Source organism: Vibrio coralliilyticus (assembly GCF_024449095.1).
GTDB classification, from domain to species: Bacteria; Pseudomonadota; Gammaproteobacteria; order Enterobacterales; family Vibrionaceae; genus Vibrio; species Vibrio coralliilyticus_A.
Genome location: NZ_CP024628.1, coordinates 1,083,596 through 1,101,419 on the forward strand (window position 1 = coordinate 1,083,596; position 17,824 = coordinate 1,101,419).

Annotated in this window: 17 protein-coding genes; 5 read left to right on the forward strand and 12 right to left on the reverse strand. The window is 44.6% G+C overall.

Features of this window, described 5'->3' with window-relative positions; genetic code table 11:
- Positions 1-7: 7 nt before the first annotated feature.
- From CTT30_RS20330 to rbsD, 7 genes are all read right to left on the reverse strand, one after another.
- Positions 8-1,558 carry a response regulator gene (locus tag CTT30_RS20330; RefSeq protein ID WP_252036813.1) on the reverse strand — a complete coding sequence of 517 codons (1,551 nt, stop codon included), beginning with the start codon at positions 1,556-1,558 and terminating at the stop codon, positions 8-10.
- 167 nt (positions 1,559-1,725) lie between these two features.
- Complete coding sequence (locus CTT30_RS20335) at positions 1,726-2,730, reverse strand: substrate-binding domain-containing protein (RefSeq protein ID WP_239874494.1); 1,005 nt, start codon at positions 2,728-2,730, stop codon at positions 1,726-1,728.
- 22 nt (positions 2,731-2,752) lie between these two features.
- On the reverse strand, positions 2,753-3,673 hold the full coding sequence (gene rbsK, locus CTT30_RS20340; protein ID WP_252036814.1) for a ribokinase: 921 nt from the start codon (positions 3,671-3,673) through the stop codon (positions 2,753-2,755).
- Between the two features lie 137 nt (positions 3,674-3,810).
- Positions 3,811-4,689, reverse strand: a complete 879-nt coding sequence (rbsB, locus tag CTT30_RS20345) for a ribose ABC transporter substrate-binding protein RbsB (RefSeq protein WP_252036815.1) — start codon at positions 4,687-4,689, stop codon at positions 3,811-3,813.
- A gap of 58 nt (positions 4,690-4,747) precedes the next feature.
- Entirely contained in the window at positions 4,748-5,731 is a 984-nt protein-coding gene (gene rbsC / locus CTT30_RS20350; RefSeq protein ID WP_006960603.1) for a ribose ABC transporter permease, read from the reverse strand.
- Positions 5,728-7,233, reverse strand: coding sequence for a ribose ABC transporter ATP-binding protein RbsA (gene rbsA, locus CTT30_RS20355; protein ID WP_252036816.1), 1,506 nt, complete (start codon positions 7,231-7,233; stop codon positions 5,728-5,730). The genes rbsC and rbsA overlap by 4 nt, the downstream gene beginning before the upstream one ends.
- A gap of 24 nt (positions 7,234-7,257) precedes the next feature.
- On the reverse strand, positions 7,258-7,677 hold the full coding sequence (gene rbsD / locus CTT30_RS20360; protein ID WP_239863835.1) for a D-ribose pyranase: 420 nt from the start codon (positions 7,675-7,677) through the stop codon (positions 7,258-7,260).
- Positions 7,678-7,971: 294 nt separating this feature from the next.
- Between rbsD and CTT30_RS20365 the strand changes: the two genes are divergently transcribed.
- A complete protein-coding gene (locus tag CTT30_RS20365) occupies positions 7,972-8,235 on the forward strand; it encodes a DUF3012 domain-containing protein (protein WP_239835372.1) in 264 nt (87 codons plus the stop codon).
- A gap of 193 nt (positions 8,236-8,428) precedes the next feature.
- On the forward strand, positions 8,429-8,890 hold the full coding sequence (locus CTT30_RS20370) for an RDD family protein (protein ID WP_239863834.1): 462 nt from the start codon (positions 8,429-8,431) through the stop codon (positions 8,888-8,890).
- Positions 8,891-8,921: 31 nt separating this feature from the next.
- Here the strand turns inward: CTT30_RS20370 and CTT30_RS20375 are convergent, their stop codons facing one another.
- Together CTT30_RS20375 and CTT30_RS20380 are read right to left on the reverse strand one after the other, a co-directional pair.
- A complete protein-coding gene (locus CTT30_RS20375) occupies positions 8,922-10,271 on the reverse strand; it encodes a UDP-glucose dehydrogenase family protein (protein ID WP_255906615.1) in 1,350 nt (449 codons plus the stop codon).
- Positions 10,272-10,377: 106 nt separating this feature from the next.
- A complete protein-coding gene (locus CTT30_RS20380; protein ID WP_252046710.1) occupies positions 10,378-12,642 on the reverse strand; it encodes an ATP-binding protein in 2,265 nt (754 codons plus the stop codon).
- 306 nt (positions 12,643-12,948) lie between these two features.
- Between CTT30_RS20380 and CTT30_RS20385 the strand changes: the two genes are divergently transcribed.
- Positions 12,949-13,497 carry an MSHA operon transcriptional regulator gene (locus CTT30_RS20385; protein WP_239835376.1) on the forward strand — a complete coding sequence of 183 codons (549 nt, stop codon included), beginning with the start codon at positions 12,949-12,951 and terminating at the stop codon, positions 13,495-13,497.
- Between the two features lie 34 nt (positions 13,498-13,531).
- On the opposite strand, the gene CTT30_RS20390 is transcribed toward CTT30_RS20385, so the two are convergent.
- The 3 genes from CTT30_RS20390 to CTT30_RS20400 form a co-directional block, all read right to left on the reverse strand.
- Positions 13,532-14,314, reverse strand: a complete 783-nt coding sequence (locus CTT30_RS20390; protein ID WP_252036819.1) for a substrate-binding periplasmic protein — start codon at positions 14,312-14,314, stop codon at positions 13,532-13,534.
- A gap of 72 nt (positions 14,315-14,386) precedes the next feature.
- Entirely contained in the window at positions 14,387-14,662 is a 276-nt protein-coding gene (locus CTT30_RS20395) for a hypothetical protein (RefSeq protein WP_239863827.1), read from the reverse strand.
- Positions 14,663-14,727: 65 nt separating this feature from the next.
- Positions 14,728-15,639 (reverse strand): DMT family transporter, encoded by a 912-nt coding sequence (locus CTT30_RS20400; protein ID WP_252036820.1) that lies wholly within the window; start codon positions 15,637-15,639, stop codon positions 14,728-14,730.
- 86 nt (positions 15,640-15,725) lie between these two features.
- On the opposite strand from CTT30_RS20400, the gene CTT30_RS20405 reads away from it, so the two are divergent.
- Entirely contained in the window at positions 15,726-17,186 is a 1,461-nt protein-coding gene (locus CTT30_RS20405; protein ID WP_252036821.1) for an aminotransferase-like domain-containing protein, read from the forward strand.
- A gap of 76 nt (positions 17,187-17,262) precedes the next feature.
- Positions 17,263-17,811 carry a DUF924 family protein gene (locus tag CTT30_RS20410; RefSeq protein WP_239863822.1) on the forward strand — a complete coding sequence of 183 codons (549 nt, stop codon included), beginning with the start codon at positions 17,263-17,265 and terminating at the stop codon, positions 17,809-17,811.
- Positions 17,812-17,824: the final 13 nt, after the last annotated feature.

Consider the following 17,824-nt stretch of genomic DNA (forward strand, 5'->3'; position numbering starts at 1 on the left):
TAGCGCTTTAGTCAGGAAGCGAATTACGGATTTCGATGAATTCATCCCAGTGCTGAACAAGTAATTCAACCAGTTCTGGTTCAAAATGCTTGCCCTTTTGCGCCACCAGTTCGACCATAATATCTTCATCACTCCATGGTTCTTTGTAGCTGCGTTTAGCCCCTAATGCATCAAACACGTCAGCTAACGCCGTAATTCTTCCGGTGACCGGGATATCTAAGCCAGACAAACCATTTGGGTACCCAGTGCCATCCCACTTTTCATGGTGATAGCCTGCAATTTCCTTAGCAACGGTAATCAGTCGACGCTTGGACTTGCTGAGAATATCCACCCCATAATCGACGTGCTTTTTCATGATCTCCCACTCTTCTGCATTAAGTTTTCCGGGCTTATGCAGAATAGAATCTGGAACCGCAACTTTACCCACATCATGCAGAGGTGAGGCATGTTTAATCATTGAAGCATCATACTCACTTAAACCATATAGCAATGCCAACTTTTCACTGAAAAGAGAAACACGTTGCACGTGGGCACCTGTCTCTTTACTGCGCGCTTCCACCGCATTTGCTAAGTTGTAAACCAACTCTTTGGACGTTTCACGGATATCAAGCATCAAACTGAGATTCTCAAAAGTCAGCCCTATGTTCTGCATGTAGATTTCAAGCAACTGCATATCCAGCTCGGTCAACTCTCTGCTGACATTCACATATAAGATGCAATCGACACCCTGATCATCATGCGTATAGAGCACATAGGCATCACCAAAATTCTCAGACTTCTGCCCCTCAAAAACCCGCTTGCATCGTTCTGCCACTACTTCTGGTAACTTTTCAAAGGCGCATTCACTGTAGTAATCGACGAAACTCCCCGTGGCAGCAAGTGTTAAAGCACGTGATTCTTCACCATTCGGTCTTGGTTGAACAATGCAGTAAAGAGCAGATTGATCCAGCTTGAGTAATGAGGTCAGTTGCTCCAACACTGAAGTCGCATAAGCTTGCAAAGTATTGGTGTTTTGAACATAGGCTGAAGCTTCTATCACCTTGCTTAAGCCTTTTTTTTGCTGCTCAATCAGACACAAATCCCGATAAGAGCGAAGCATAGAGTAAAGTAAGGTCTTCAGCTTTTGTGTCGTCAGTTCGGTTTTTTCTTTGTAGTCATCGATTTCATATTCACGAATCACCGTATCTTCCGGTGCTTGCCCTGCCTGCCCTGTTCGCAAAACAAGGCGAACCAAGCCATTACCTAACTCTTCACGAACATATTTGACTAATTCCAAGCCCGCATGTTCTGTTTCCATCACCACGTCGACAAGAGCAAGCGCGATATCCTCAGATTCTCGGAAAATGTCTTTCGCTTCTGCTGCGGAATAGGCAGAGATGAGATCGAGATACCTGCCCTCAAACTCAAAATCTGACAGAGCCAGTTTCGTCACCTGATGCATTTGCTCATCATCATCAATGAGAAGCACTTTCCACGGTGGAGCCAAACGCTCAGCAGCACGGTTATCTTCACTGATTTCAGGCTGTTCTGACTGTCGATGGTCCGCAAACAATTCCATTTCTTGTCTAACCCCTTAATTACATTTCTCTAACTTAAGGTTTAGCACAAACTTATAGAAAAGGCTTACCTAGTAAATCAAACCGTTGCTTTTTTGTTGGTAGGCTCAGGTTTTTGATAACTCAGCAAATTTGAACATCGGATAGCTCGGGTGACCACTATTTTCATTTACTGAATTTGATATACGGTTTTACGCTCAATGAGTGTAGGTTCTAGTTGAACGACTTGCGGCTCTGTTTCGCCACCATCGAGTTTTTTAAGCAATGCTTCAACGGCGGCTTTACCTAATCGATATTTAGGTTGATGGATAGTAGTTAACGCTGGTGTCATGAACTTAGAAATTTGAATATCGTCGTAACCGACAATAGAAAGGTCTTGAGGAATACGAATCCCCTTTTCATTAGCCGCATTGATCACCCCCATTGCCATCATGTCATTACACACAAATATAGAGCTTGGAAGCGGGCCTTTGGCATGCATTTTAATAAAGGCCTCATGGCCGCCTTCACATTCAAAGTCAGCTTCAATAATCCAATTTGGATTAAATTCTAAGCTCGCTTCAATTAACGCACGTTTATAACCTTCGTAACGCATTTGTGCTTGGTGTTTAACCAAAGGGCCGGTTATACAACCTATTTCTTTATGACCAGCTTCAATCAAATGCTTAGCAGCCATGTAGCCACCGCGTAGCGAGTTGTCCTGAATTTTATCACTGGTAAATAACATCGGTCCCCAGTCCATGACAACAACAGGAATATCAGGGTACTTTTCGAAGACATCGATACGTTCACCTTCCAATGATGAACACATCAAAATTAAGCCATCTACACGCTTTTGTAATAAGGTGTTGATCGACTCACGCATGCGTTCGTTATCCCCTTCAGTATTACAAAGGATCAAATTATACCCTTGCTGATAGCAACTACGTTCAACCCCTTTCACGACCTCACCAAAGAAGGGGTTCGTCGAAGTGGTCACGAGCATACCAATGGTTTTGGTACGATTCATCTTAAGGCTACGTGCAAGCGCGGAAGGCGTATAGTTGAGTTCCTGAGCAGCTTTGTTCACCCGCTCAGAGATTTCTTCACTCACATAACGAGATTTATTAATGACATGACTGACAGTTGAAGTGGAAACACCGGCGAGCCGGGCAATATCTTTCATTGTAGCCATGTAATTATCTCCTTATCTTTGACTAACTGTATTGCTCCAGAAAAGCGTCAACTTCAGCTCGACTAGGGATTGAAGTCTGTGCGCCAAAACGTGTGACGGAAATGGCCGCGGCAGCGTGAGCAAACTTTATCGCCGATTCTAGTGGTAAATCTTCCAATAAACCAGTGACTAAGGCCCCATTAAAGGTATCACCTGCAGCGGTTGTGTCTGTTGCTTCAACTCTGAAGCCTGGGATTAGTTCACCACGGCCATTCTGACTTAGCCATACTCCTTTAGCCCCGAGCGTGATCAATACGATTTCTATACCTTTACGGTGAAGTGCATTTGCTGCTTCTTGGGCTGACTCGTTATCGATAACCGTCACACCAGTAAGCACTTCTGCTTCAGTCTCATTTGGGGTAATCACATCAATACAAGCAAGCAGCTCATCCGATAACTCACGCGCAGGCGCTGGGTTAAGGATGACGTTAGTTCTAGACGCTTTCGCGACTTTCGCGGCTTTTTCAATGCCACACATCGGCGTTTCCAACTGCATAAGAAGATAGTTGGCCTGACGGATTCGCTCTAGATCAACTTCAATCGCGTCTTCAGTCAACTTCGCATTCGCCTCTGCAGAAATACAAATACTGTTCTCACCGCTTTCAGCTACCTGAATCATGGCAATTCCGGTCGGACAATTTGGCTGCATTTTGACGCCAGCAATGTTGATGTTGTCCATTTTGAAGTTTTCACGAATGTTGATACCAAACGCATCATCACCAACGCAGGCGATAAATCCAGTATCTGCGTTTAATCGGGCAGCCGCTACGGCTTGGTTTGCCCCTTTACCACCAGGGATAACTTGATAATTGCGACCATGTAACGTCTCGCCCGGGCGAGGAAAAGAAGGCACTTGGAGAACATGGTCAGCGTTAACACTACCTAATACCACTAACTTATTCATACGGTTATCCTCGGTTCAATGGAACCTTACTAATTTGGAACGGGAATAATAAGTTTGCACTCTCGCAAAAGCGCAAGCCTATTTGCCCTCTTCCCCAAAACGACAGGTTGAAAATAGAGAAAAGGGCAAAATAACGATTACTTGGCAATCACTTTAAGTGGTACTGGGATGTACTCTTCTACAGCCTGACCTTTCAGTACTTTGTCTGCAGCTTCAATCCCCAGTGAGCCAATCAGATCTGGCTGTTGTGCGACTGTTGCCGCCAGTTTGCCGCGATTCACTGCTGCAATACCATCTTCAGTGCCATCAAAACCAACAATCATCACGTCTTTACCTGATGCTTGAACAGCACGTAAAGCACCCAGTGCCATTTCATCGTTCTGAGCAAAAACGGCTTGCACATTTGGGTTAGCAGCCAAGAGGTTTTCCATTACATTTAGGCCTTTGGTGCGGTCAAAGTCAGCGGGCTGGCTGGCCAGCAGCTCCATCTCACTGCCTTTAACTGCGTTCATAAAGCCTTCACCACGTTCACGCGCAGCTGATGTACCCGCAATACCTTCTAACTGGATCACTTTTGCTTTTTCACCCACTTTTTCCATGATGAAGTGACCTGCCATTTCACCGCCGACTACGTTATCAGAAGCAATATGGCTAACGACATCACCACGACTTGCACCACGGTCTAGTGTCAATACAGGGATCTTTGAGCGGTTAGCCATGCGAATTGCATTGGAAACGGCATCAGAGTCTGTCGGGTTAATCAGAATTGCCTTCACGCCACGTACCGTGAGGTCTTCCACATTTGATAGCTCTTTGCTTGGGTCATTTTGTGAATCAAGAACAATCAGGTCATAGCCCAGCTCTTTCGCTTTCGCTTCAGCACCATCTTTCATCGTAACGAAGAAAGGGTTATTTAGCGTTGACAGTACGATGGCCATCGTATCCTGCGCTTGCGCCGAAACAGAGACGGTGGATGAAAGAAGTGCAGCAGAGATAAGAGTTGCGAGTTTTTTCATTGTGTTTAGTCCTTGTGTAGGGTGGCTCGGAGTACTTACCTCCAAGCCTTTTTATGAATTACTTGTTCTTGTTGTCGACCAGTACAGCCAGCAGAATAACCACAGCTTTAGCGATCATCTGGTAGTAAGATGAAACGTCGAGCAAGTTCAGAGCGTTGTTGAGGAAGCCGATGATAAGCGCACCAATTAATGTGCCCATGATCCGACCCTTACCGCCCATAAGGCTAGTACCACCAAGTACAACGGCAGCGATGGCATCCAGTTCATAGCCCATACCAGCCGTTGGCTGAGCAGAAGAAAGACGAGATGTGATAATGATGCCCGCTAGTGCAGACAACAGGCCACATATAGCGTAAACACCAATCTTAACGCGATCGACGTTGATGCCAGATAGGCGTGTCGCAGATTCGTTACCGCCTAATGCATACACATAGCGGCCAAAGCGCGTGTGGTTAAGTAGGTACCAGGCCGCAGCGAAAACGATCACCATCAACCAGACTGGAACCGGAATGCCCAAAGCGTAACCTGTACCAAACCATGCGAAAGCATCAGCGGTATCGGTAAAGCCTGTCGAAATTGGACGACCATCGGTGTAAACCATAGTGACGCCACGCAACAAGGTCATGGTTACCAGTGTTGCGATAAACGCTTGCACCTTGCCTTTGGCGATGATGATACCGCTGATCGCACCCAATGCCGCTCCAGCAAACAAGGCTGTTGGAACCGCGACCAATACAGGCACTTCCAAAGCGATCAAACTGGCGGCAAAGGCACCACATAAGGCCAGAACCGAGCCGACACTCAGATCAATACCTGCGGTCAAGATAACCAACGTCATACCTACTGCAATAATTGCGTTTACGGAGGTCTGACGCAGAATGTTAAGAATGTTATCGACCGTAAAAAAGTTGGGGTTAAGGAACGATACAACAACAATCAGGAAGATAAGTGCAATGAGCGACTTTTGTTCAATCAGCCACTCTTTGCTGAACAGCTTCTTGCTGCCCGCTTCGTTTGGTTTGCTCATGGTATTAGTACTCATGCTGCTTCCTCATTTATTTCTTTGCCTACTGCACACGCCAACAACTTCTCCTGATCGGCGTCTTTGGCATCAAACTCACCACTAATGCGACCTTCATGCATCACGATGATGCGGTCGCTCATTCCCAACACTTCCGGCATTTCTGAAGAAACCAGAATGATACTCATGCCATCGGCTTTGAATTTGTTGATGAGCTGGTAAATTTCTTTCTTTGCACCGACATCGACACCACGGGTGGGCTCATCAAGGATCAGTACTTTAGGTTTAGTCATCAGACCTTTCGCTATCGCCACCTTCTGCTGGTTACCACCAGATAGATTGCCAATGATCTGATCGCGAGTTGGGGTCTTGATGTTGAAGAGTTTGATGAAGTCTTCGACAGCAACCACTTCATCGCTATGCTGAATTCGACCACCTTTGGTCAATTTATCCAGAGAGCAAAGCGACATGTTCTCTTTTACTGACAAGCCCAAGACTAAGCCGTCACCCTTACGGTCTTCAGAGATGTAAGCAATGCCGTTTGCAAGGCCATCTTGTGGGCTCACTGGGTTGATGGTTTTGTTATTCAGATTGATTACCCCACGCTCACTGGGTAAAGCGCCATAGATAACTTTCATCAACTCAGTGCGCCCAGCCCCCATCAAACCCGAGACACCGAGTATCTCACCACGCTGCAGTTTAAAACTGACATCGTGAACACCAGATCCCGTTAGTCCAATCACTTCAAGGCAAATGTCGCCATGTTGAACGTCAATGCGTGGGTATTGCTCATCTAGCTTACGACCAACCATCATTTCAATCAGTCCATCTTCGTTGGTAGACGCTACAGAGCACTCTCCAATGAACTTTCCGTCACGAAGCACTGTGATGTCATCGCAGATTTCAAAGATCTCTTTCAAACGGTGAGAGATATAAACAATGCCGCAACCTTGCTCACGCAGTTCGCGAATCACGCTAAACAAAGACTCGGTTTCGGTATCCGTCAGTGCATCGGTCGGTTCATCCATAATGATGACTTTCGACTCAAACGACAGTGCTTTAGCAATCTCAACCATCTGCTGTTCACCGAGACTGAGCTCACCCAACAATTGTTTAGAGCTGTGCTTAACATTGAGCCTTGCTAAAAGCTTGTCGGCTTCGGCGTACATCTTATCCCACTGAATACGCCCCATTGCGCCTGTAAATTCTCGGCCAAGGAAAATGTTTTCAGCGATGGTCAATTCAGGGATCAGGTTAAGCTCTTGGTGAATGATACTGATGCCAGCTTCCTGTGAATCACGTGGGCCATTAAACGCAGCTGGCTGACCTTGGTAATGAATACTGCCTGAATCTTTACTGTAGATCCCAGTAAGCACCTTCATCAAGGTGGATTTACCCGCGCCATTTTCACCCATCAAAGCCATAACTTTTCCGGAGTAAACGTTCAGGCTGGCTTTATCCAGTGCTTTCACACCGGGAAATGCCTTCTCAATTTCGCTCAGTTGTAGGATAGCTTGAGTCATAATTGGTCCTCAGTCTCAAACGGCTTAAAACACAACGCCCGCTTGAAAAATAACGTTCGCATAAGGTGTACATTCACCAGTTCGGACAACAGCACGGCTATGTTGCGTGCGTGTTTTGAATTCTTCATGTGATACATAAGTCACTGTGATTGCTTTTCCTGTCGTTTCCTCTTCAACACGCAGTTCCGAAATCAAAGCTTCATGGTGTGTTGGACTAACAGACGCAAACTCTTCTGCAATCACTACCCCTTCAATCTGTGATTCTGAAAGAATTACTCGAACCGTTTCTAGAAAACTCGGAACCCCATGGGTCAAGGCTAGGTCTAGACGCTGAACTTGCTCTGGGATTGGCAGGCCAGCATCACATATCGTGATTTCATCAGTATGGCCTAGTGATGCGACCAAGTAGGAAAGTTCAGAATTTATCAGGGTACTTTTTTTCATTTCATTGACCTATCGAATGCACGTTCAAACTGCAATAACCTTCACTTTTATTAACAAAAAACTCATCGAAACGTTTCGATGAAATCATAAGCTCTACCGGCATTTTTGCGAGAGTCTCATTCATAGAGTGTGAAACGGATCTTTAATTGATGTTTCTGACAGCACCAAACAGTGACCTAATTCACCGAATTTAACGTTTAGAAAGCATCTAAAATGCAACTTATCACTCGCAATTTACACACTTGGTTTATGATTTTAGGTATAGTGACGCAAACAAAATTACAGAGAAAAACCATGAAGAGACTAATTGTCATCCTTGCTACTGGTTTCGCTTTGAACGCCTGCAAAGCCGAAGTCGGCACACAAGATTGGTGTGACAATATGCAAGAAAAGCCCAAAAGTGAGTGGAATGCACAAGGGGCATTAGATTTTGCCAAGCACTGTGTGTTTCAGAATACAGTTGGCAGTGAAGCTTGGTGTCAGAGCATATCAGACAAACCAAAAGGCGACTGGACTGCAAATGAAGCCACCAGCTACGCCAAGCATTGTATCCTTTAGCAGAACTCACCGAGCTGTTTCTGAGTATTTGACCACTCAATAGCTCAATAGACAGGTTTATCAGAGGGTATCTGATTAATTGTAGGGAGAATACTTCTCCCTCAACTTCTGATACATTCCCTTTGCTATTAATGACAATAAAACCATCAAGTCTATCTATCGTTAGGCTCGGCAACTGGCTAGAAGGTAAAAAATGAACAATACATCCATGGTATACGCAGGTTTTTGGATCCGCTTAGCGGCATCAATCATCGACACGATACTACTGTTACTCCTCATTACACCACTTATGCACTGGGTTTATGGGGAACTCTATTGGAGCTCAGATGATTTCCTGCTGGGTGGTTGGGATCTGGTGCTCAATTGGGTTTGCCCTCTCATTGCGACTGTCGCATTTTGGGTCTACCGCTCCGCAACTCCGGGAAAAATGGCACTCAAGCTGGAGGTATTGGATGAAGAAACAGGCCACCGACTGACATTGTCTAAGTCACTCCTTCGTTATCTCGCTTACTACGTCAGTGCAATTCCACTCTGTCTCGGTTTTATTTGGATTGCTTTTAATGGAAAGAAACAAGGTTGGCATGACTTGATCGCCAAAACGGTTGTCGTGCGCAAAGTAACCGAACCTGTAAAACAAACACAATTTCTTGGCTAAACAGAAGGGGGAATCCCCCTTCTGTCATTGGCTACGCAGGACGACCTATAGAGTAATATTGAATTCCTCGACTCGAAAGGCGTTCTGGCTCATACAGGTTTCGGCCATCAAAGATCACTGCTTGCTTAAGCACCTGTTTAATGAAATCGAAGTCCGGCGCTTTAAAATTCTGCCATTCGGTGCAAATGATAAGCCCATCAGCCCCACTCAAAGCCGCTTCTTTGGTTCCCATCAAGCTCAAATCTGAGCGAGTGCCATAAATTCGTTGCGCCTCTTCCATTGCTTTGGGATCAAAAGCTTGAATCTTGGCGCCCGCTTCCCATAATGATTCCATCAAAACACGGCTAGGCGCTTCACGCATATCATTGGTACGCGGCTTAAACGCCAGCCCCCACAAGGCGAATGTCTTGTTGCGTAGATATTCTCTACCACCAAAATGGGCCTGCACTAAATCAAACAACTTGCGTTTCTGATAGAAATTCACATTCTCTACAGCTTTTAGAATCTCACTACTGTAACCAAAGCTTTCAGAGGTTTTGATCAACGCCTGAATATCTTTCGGGAAACATGAACCTCCATAACCACAACCAGGGTAAATAAAGTGATAGCCGATACGCTCATCACTCCCTATCCCTTTGCGAACATCCTCAATGTTGGCCCCCACACGCTCAGCAATGTTAGCCATTTCATTCATAAAACTTATTTTGGTCGCAAGGAGACTATTTGCCGCGTATTTCGTTAGTTCAGCCGACTTTACATCCATAAAAATCAGCTTCTCATGATTGCGATTGAAAGGGGCATATAACTCCCGCATCATATCCTTAAGGAGCAGATACCGAGGATGACGTTTATCCAAACCAATAATAATTCTGTCTGGACGCATACAATCCGTCACTGCACTGCCTTCCTTGAGAAACTCCGGATTAGACAGGACCGCAATGTCCAGCTTTTCTAAGCCGCGACGGCTCAGTTGCTGCTGGATTTCACACTCTACGGCCAGTGCAGTTCCAACGGGAACCGTGGACTTGTTGATGATAATTTTATCGGTGTTGATGTAACACCCTATCTGCGAGGCTACTGCTAACACATGGCTGAGATCCGCCGAGCCATCTTCATCTTGAGGGGTGCCGACGGCAATGAAAATAACATCAGCCAGAGCAAGCGCTTCTTCAGCGTCAGTCATGAAAGTGAGTCGGTCTGCCGATACATTTTCTTCAACTAACTTTTCTAACCCCGGTTCATATATTGGAATGACGCCTTTTCTAAGCTGTTCAACACGATCTTCATCCACATCAATACAGAAAACGTTATGACCGGCCTCACTCAAGACTGCGGCCTGAACTAAGCCAACATAACCGCTACCAAAAATTGCTACTTTCATCATCACACCAATGTTTATCACACTGATATTCAGTTTGTTGAGCAAACGTGACATGACGCTTAAGGTTTTGCGGCAGTATTTTTACAGTTGATGATAGTTCGTTGACTCACTGAGTAGCAGACAGAGGATCCAGAGAAAGGGCAATCCGAGTGCCTTTATTCACTTCACTTTGAACATTAATCGCACCCGCTAATTTTTGTGTACAAATGTTATAAACCATGTGTAAACCGAGTCCAGTTCCTCCTCTAGCTCTCAACGTAGTAAAGAAAGGTTGGAAGATTTTCTTTTGATTTTCGGGTGTGATCCCAACACCATTGTCTTCAATTACAATATTAATTTTGCCATTGATTTCTTTGGCATTAACGATGATAACCCGCTCATGACTTAGCCCTTCACCATTAAAGCCATGAAGTGCACTGTTGTTGAGTAGCTCTTCAATCACACACTGAAGTGATATCGGTGGCAAAAAGACCTGAAGTGACTCGTCACATTGTATATCGACGTCAATGGATTTATCCAAGAGTGTCTCATTCACATGGAGTACAGCATCGATAATCATCTGCTTTAAATCGACCAGTTTTGGTTCCTCTGTGGTCATTTTTTGGTTGATCTGTTTCAGCTTGCTGACCAAATCGACAGAACGTTCGACATTATTGACAACCATTTCAACACACTCATTCGCCACAGTCAGGAACCGATTCAAATCCTCCGTCGTGATGGTTTTTTGAACAAACTTCTTGGCCACTTCATCAAGTTGCTCACTGAGTACCGAAAGGCTTGTGACTGAAATACCCAACGGCGTATTGAGCTCGTGAGCGACACCGACAACCATTCCTGTCAAAGCAGACATTTTCTCCGCTTCCATCAGCTGGTCTTGAGTGCGCTTAAACTTCTCAATCAGCGTCTGAATGGAGTGTTCACTGGTTTCAATTTGCATCGCCTTATTTTCGATTTCATCTTCGACTTCATCTATTAAAGAGCGTAAGCTGACGATCATCGAATGAAGTGAATTAGCCATGACATCTTTATCGCTACTTGGAACCACGGCAACATCATCGAGATTTCCCTTTGCTACGTGGTGTAAAACTTCAATATTCGCTTCCAGTCTATCCATCAAACGATTAAAGGAAATGGCAACATCTCCAGCTTCCGTACCAAACTCAACAGGGACACGCTTAGAGTAATCACCATCTCGGCTAATATCTTCAATCACTCTTAAGGTCTCCAGCCAACTCATTTGAACCCCGTGTTCAGTGACATTCAAACCCACCTGTTCATCTTCAGGAGAGACTCTATCAAGATCGAAGCATTTCAATAGCCGGAAGCATAGATAGGAATTCGCACCAGCCCAAAGCAAAATCGCCAATAGACCAATAACTTGCACCGCCACATCCCACAATAGATCACCATTTTGAGTTAGGCTCAATGAGTACCCTGTATAAAGGACACCTAACATCCCACAGAAAAGATGGACAGGAATAGCACCAACGGGGTCGTCAATACGCAAGGCGACAAGTATTCTTTCTCCGTAATAAACGGTGAAGGATGCCAATATTCCGAGCAGAACCACCTCGACAGTACTTAAGATATTTGCGCCTGCTGTCACGATGACTAAGCCGCCTAAAACACTATTCAAAGTAACAAAAACAGGGATATGCCGAGACCGATGAACAAGCATAAGCGTCACAAATCCTGCAACGGCACCGCATAGCAGGGTGTTAAACAGTACCACTGGCACACGGGCGTCAAACTGGTAGAAACTTCCTCCATTGAACCCTAACCATGCAAATACCATAAGAAATACGCCTATTGTGACTAACGTATGGTTATAGGATGGGATTTCATTGACTTGTTGAGGGCTAATAAACCGGTCTTTACGAGGGCCAATGATCATAGTACCGACTAAACCAATCATTCCACCCACAACGTGAACAGTAGCACCGCCAGCAAAGTCCTGAAAACCTAATGTATAAAGCCAAGAGTTTGGATTCCACGTCCAATACGACACTACCGGATAAGTGAGAATACCTATAAACGCAGAAGCATAAATGTAGCCGCGAAAACTCATCCGCTCCGCAACACAACCAGAGACAATAGTGGCCGCTGTTGCAACAAACATCAGATTAAACATCACAACAGGTAAATCATCAGCCGCAAGTGGGAAAGTATCGAATGACAGTAGTGAGCGACCTTGAGCTAAATGAAAACCGACCAGCACATAAACCACAGACACGACTAGGAAGTCAGCCATGTTCTTCATTGCGACATTAACGGAGTTTTTCGCACGAACACAGCCTGTTTCTATCAGAGTAAAACCAGCTTGCATGAAAAAGGCGATACACGTGCAAACTAGCAACCACAGAAGAGACATAAAGTCTGTCCCAGCCATACTTACCTTTAGAGTTATATTCCCTACTTACCAGTAAGCGTAGCGTAGTCAATGACTTTCCACACTGATACCTAAGGGTTATAATTTTCAAAACGCACATTTAAGCCGTAACAGGTCTTTACCAAAAATTGACCAATAAAGTGTGGCAGCCTGTTTAAGATTTCACTAAACTATCGCTGTTGTGGGTGCATACCTCATCTCACTCTTCCCTATTTCGAAGCTCCACTCAGTTCATTTACCTTTGAAATAGGCTTTCTCATAAACTAGAAGCAATTAGTGTATTCATTTATGGACCAAGATAAGTTTACTCATATCTATCGTTTGCCGACCGCGACTCAAATTCGCATAGCCAAATGGCAGCAAACATTTAATGGCACTTCGGATTTGGTGCTACATCAGGCGATAGAAACACGGAATAAGCAATATCGTAAGCCTAATTTTTTTCCGACAGGCTGGAGTGTAAGTCTGTTCAACAAAGAAGACATTTCGATTACCAATCATGGCAAGTATATCCAGACAGCGATGAGAACCATGGTGGACAGGAAAGTTTCCTACAAACGTATTTATTTAACACGTATGCCTATCGAAGAAGCCGAGCCTGCATTACTCCAATTTAAGCTCGAGTGGATTTCTAAACATAACCACGTTGCACGCAAATACAACCAAATTAAGAAAAAGGAATTTCTACGCTACGCTCGTGAAGAGGAAGAAACATTATATCCGTCCATCCCTAAAGGCGGCTTCGATAAAGCACTTTGGAACCGATTGGTCAAATCAGAGCTTGGCCCGGAAAAGAAATTCGACAATCCGTATTTCGTAAAAAAAGCTAAAGTCTAAAATCTCAAAATGCAGCTAAATAGCTGCATTTTTGTTATTCATATTTTTCCATAATTTCTCGATACAAAGACTGACCAGACTCTCCCTTCGTACTTTTGAGCATATCCATACCCTTCTGCAACTTAGCAATGACTTCTTGCTTTACATCTACATTAAATGCGAAATAGACCTGCCCCTCTCTGACCACATACACCGACTCAAAGAGATCAGGATCCACATTTGCCTGCTTCGCCCACCATATGGCTGCACGATGCGCATATACGAAAAGATCAATCCGCTTTTTCATCAGTTGTTCTGCTAAGGTGGTGACATAATTGGCTTCTTGCATCGAATTTCTAGGTAGCCCCATGGCTAGCAATGTCTGCTCCCCAATATCATCCCTAATAACGCCAATGCGATAATTCGCCATATCCATTGGTTTATCAATGGTAATACCGGCGTCTTTACGAGCCATCACGACAATCTGTATCTCTGCTATTGGTCCAACCCAATGAAATAAAGGCTCTCGATGCTCGGAGCGAGTGGTAGAAAATAACACTGAATCATCCCGTGTTAGGACAGTTCGATAGGAACGAGCCCAAGGCTGTAAAGTCACTTGTGACAACTCAACTTCTTCGCCTACCATTTTGCTTGCTGCACGCAGAATTTCGACCGCATATCCTGTAATCTGATCATTTTTAATATAGTTTGCAGGAGGATAAGATTCGGTGAAATAAGAAAGCTCGCGTAGGTCATCTGTTGAGCCGGAGACAGAGACCGAAGAAAAGAATATTGACCACACAAAAATTAGTGACTGAAGAGAAATTATTCGCTTCATGACAAACTTCCCGCTAGTGAGTACTTTATAAATTTAGTCCACCAAATGGGAGTTCTAAAGAAAATAGAGCAATTAAAGTAAGCCGCTACGCTTCAACCCCCGACGAACGCCAGTACACATTTTGCCGAAACGACGAATTTCATCGAATTGAGGAATAATACCTCGGGCTATCGCAGACTCCCAATAACACAGTTCGGAGTCTAGCAACTCTAACAATTTTTTAGGGCAACCCACACAATTCCCCTTTGAGCCGCAAATAAATGTCTCTGGAGCGTAAATGGGTAGTTCCTGCTTCACTTGTTCTATGATAGCAAGCATAGCGCTCACTCTATCTGGCTTTTGATTCATAACTTGTCATGGTGGTCATTCTGAAACAGGCATTATAAAGTTCGAGAAAGGGCTGCCAATACCCACTAAGAATTACTGGTTGCCATATTTGAACGCGGCTTACTCGGGCATTGATGTTTGGGCACTTTAACAACGAGATAAACAGCGAGAGCTGCTAGCGCAAACCCTAACATGGCCAAGCGATCAAACGACTCATCAAAAATGAACCATGCTTGTATTGCCGTCATCGGTGGTACAAGGTAAAACACCGATGCAACCTTTGAAGATGCGCCATTTTCCACCATATAGAGCAACAGTAATATGGCGACGCAAGAGAGTACGACCACCAACCATCCTAGCGTTAGAACGAATTCAAGCGTCCAGTTAACCTGCATAGTTTCAAAGCTCATCGCATAAGGCAGAAATACACATCCCGCTGCTAAATACTGAATCAAAGCGCTACCCACCATATCGACACCTTGACAGAAACGCTTCTGATAAAGAGTGCCTAGCGTAATACCAACTAAAGAGAGAATACACAAGCCAATTGCCACCACCTTATGGGTTTCATCTTGCCATTGGGTTTTGCCTATCAGTACAAGGCTAATACCAACGAATCCCAAGGCTAAACCAAACCACTGCGAAAGCTTGAAGTACTCCCGCTGGAAGACGACCAGTAATACCGCAGTTAATATGGGTTGTATTCCTACTAACAATGAACTCAAACCAGCCGGCATACCGAGTTTTATTGCTATATAAGTGCCACCCAAATAAAAACCATGAATCAAAACACCGACCATACAGCTGTGCCAGAATAACTTTCCCTTCGGTATGGACCGTCGAAGCAAGGTAACCAGTAACCAAAAGAATCCAACATTTGCCAACATGCGTAGCGTCAATAATGTCGCCGGTTCTGCATACTGCAAGCCAAATCTTGCTCCAACAAAACCCGATGCCCAAAGCACGACAAATACAAACGGGATCAACTTCACCAACATGTGATTTCCTCTGGCTCTTATACTCTAATTAGCGCTACTTTAATAAGGGACAGAAAATACAAAAAGACACAGATTAGGCATTTTAAATGGGTACAGATTTTCAAACCGACAAGAAGTTCACGCAAGTGGAACAGCATATACGGCTGGCAATTAGCAAAGGTGTATATCAACCCGATGACAAGCTTCCCTCTATCCGACAGTTGGGTGCAGATCTCAATGTCAGCAAGAATACCGTGATTCGTGCTTATCAGGAGATGGAAGCCGCTGAACTCATTTATGCTGTACCAAAGTCTGGTTATCGTGTTAAAGCCGTGCGCTCAACGCAAACACAGCGACACCAACCGCAATCAGTCGACTTACTGTCCGTTTCCAGAGAGATACTTAGCTATCCGGAGGAAAAAGAACTTTTACCAACGGGCTCAGCTCATCCAAACATTAACGCGCCAGCGATCAAAACACTTTATGCCGAAATCGGTCGCCACAGCCGAATACAGAGCCATATGCCCAGCCACTATCAATTACCGCCGGGCAACAAGAAACTGATTAAACAACTGTCTAGAATCAGCCGCGACCTCGGAGTAGAAACCAGCTTGGATGACATTGCCATTACTCACGGTGCCCAGCAAGCTATCAGCCTTGCTCTACGAGCCTTGACTAAGCCCGGAGATATTGTAGCTGTAGAGTCTCCCTGCTATTTTGGCAACTTACTTTTAATGGAATCTCTTGGGTTGCAAGTCGTTGAAGTTCCTAGCAGTATCCGCCACGGAATGGATCCACAAGCGTTAGCCAATGCAATACAAGAATGGCCTATCGCAGTGATTCTTATCACACCCAACTTTGCTAACCCAACTGGCTCTCGGATCCCAGAAGAAAGACGATTAGAGCTACTCAAAGTTTCTCGGGATATTCCAATTATCGAGGACGATGTGTTTGGCGCACTTACCTTCGATGATGGAATCCCCCCTTTAAAGACACTCGATACTCAAGATCGTGTCATCTACGTAAATTCACTATCGAAAGTATTAGATTCTCGCTTGCGAATTGGCTGGATTCTTGCGGGTCAATATCACTCTGCAATTGAGAAGTATCTGATCTGCGATAACATGGGTAGCCTTAATTTGATGCAATCCGCGGTAGGAGAATTTCTCTCTAGTGGTAAATATCGTCAGCACATTAATAAAATGAAACGCATCTATCAACACAACACACGGCGTTTCAGCCAGCAGCTTACAGAGGCATTAAATCAATACTCTGAACTGAAAAACCACTATCATCTTTCCCAGCCTCAAGGTTCTTTTCTAGTTTGGTTGGCTTTACCAAAGTCGGTAAACAGTTTTGAACTTTATCAGCAATGTAAGAAGCACCGAATCAGCATCTTACCCGGCACGGTCTTTGCCACGGAAGGTCAGTTTAGCCATTGCGTTCGCTTAAGCTGCGCTAATTTTGAAGATAACTCAGGATGGCAGCGAGGTCTCGAACTTTTCGCAAAGCTGGTCTATCAACAGTTCACCCGTCACAGTGAAAAAGAAACAGCAATAAACCTCTGATCAAACATTTAAATTTAGTTATCTCTCTCGTATATTGAAACGACATACAAGCCTATCCATCACAAGGACAAACACTATGACTCCAATCACCGCAGAGGAAGTACTGTCATTTTGGTTTGAGGAATTAGAGCCAAAAGATTGGTTCATCAGTAGTGAAACTATAGACAATAAGATTCAACAACGCTTCGGCGATCTTATAAAGCGTGCAGCCCAATGCGAACTGTACAGCTGGCGAACCAATGCTTTAGGTCGCCTAGCTGAAGTGATAGTACTCGACCAATTTTCCCGTAATATTTACCGAGGGACTCCGAGTGCTTTCGCGCAAGATCCTCTTGCTCTTTCATTAGCACAAGAAGCTATCGCTTTAGGAAAAGACGCTGAATTAACGCCCCAGCAGCGCGCTTTTCTTTACATGCCTTTCATGCACAGTGAATCTGCCTTAATCCACGAACGTGCGGTGGAATTATTTCAAGCGCCAGGAATGGAAAACAACTACGAGTTCGAAATCAAGCATAAAGTCATCATTGACCGATTTGGCCGCTACCCACATCGAAATAAAATACTAGGTCGTGAAAGTACTGAAGAAGAAATTGAGTTTCTAACTCAGCCAGACTCTAGCTTTTGATCCTATTGGTTTT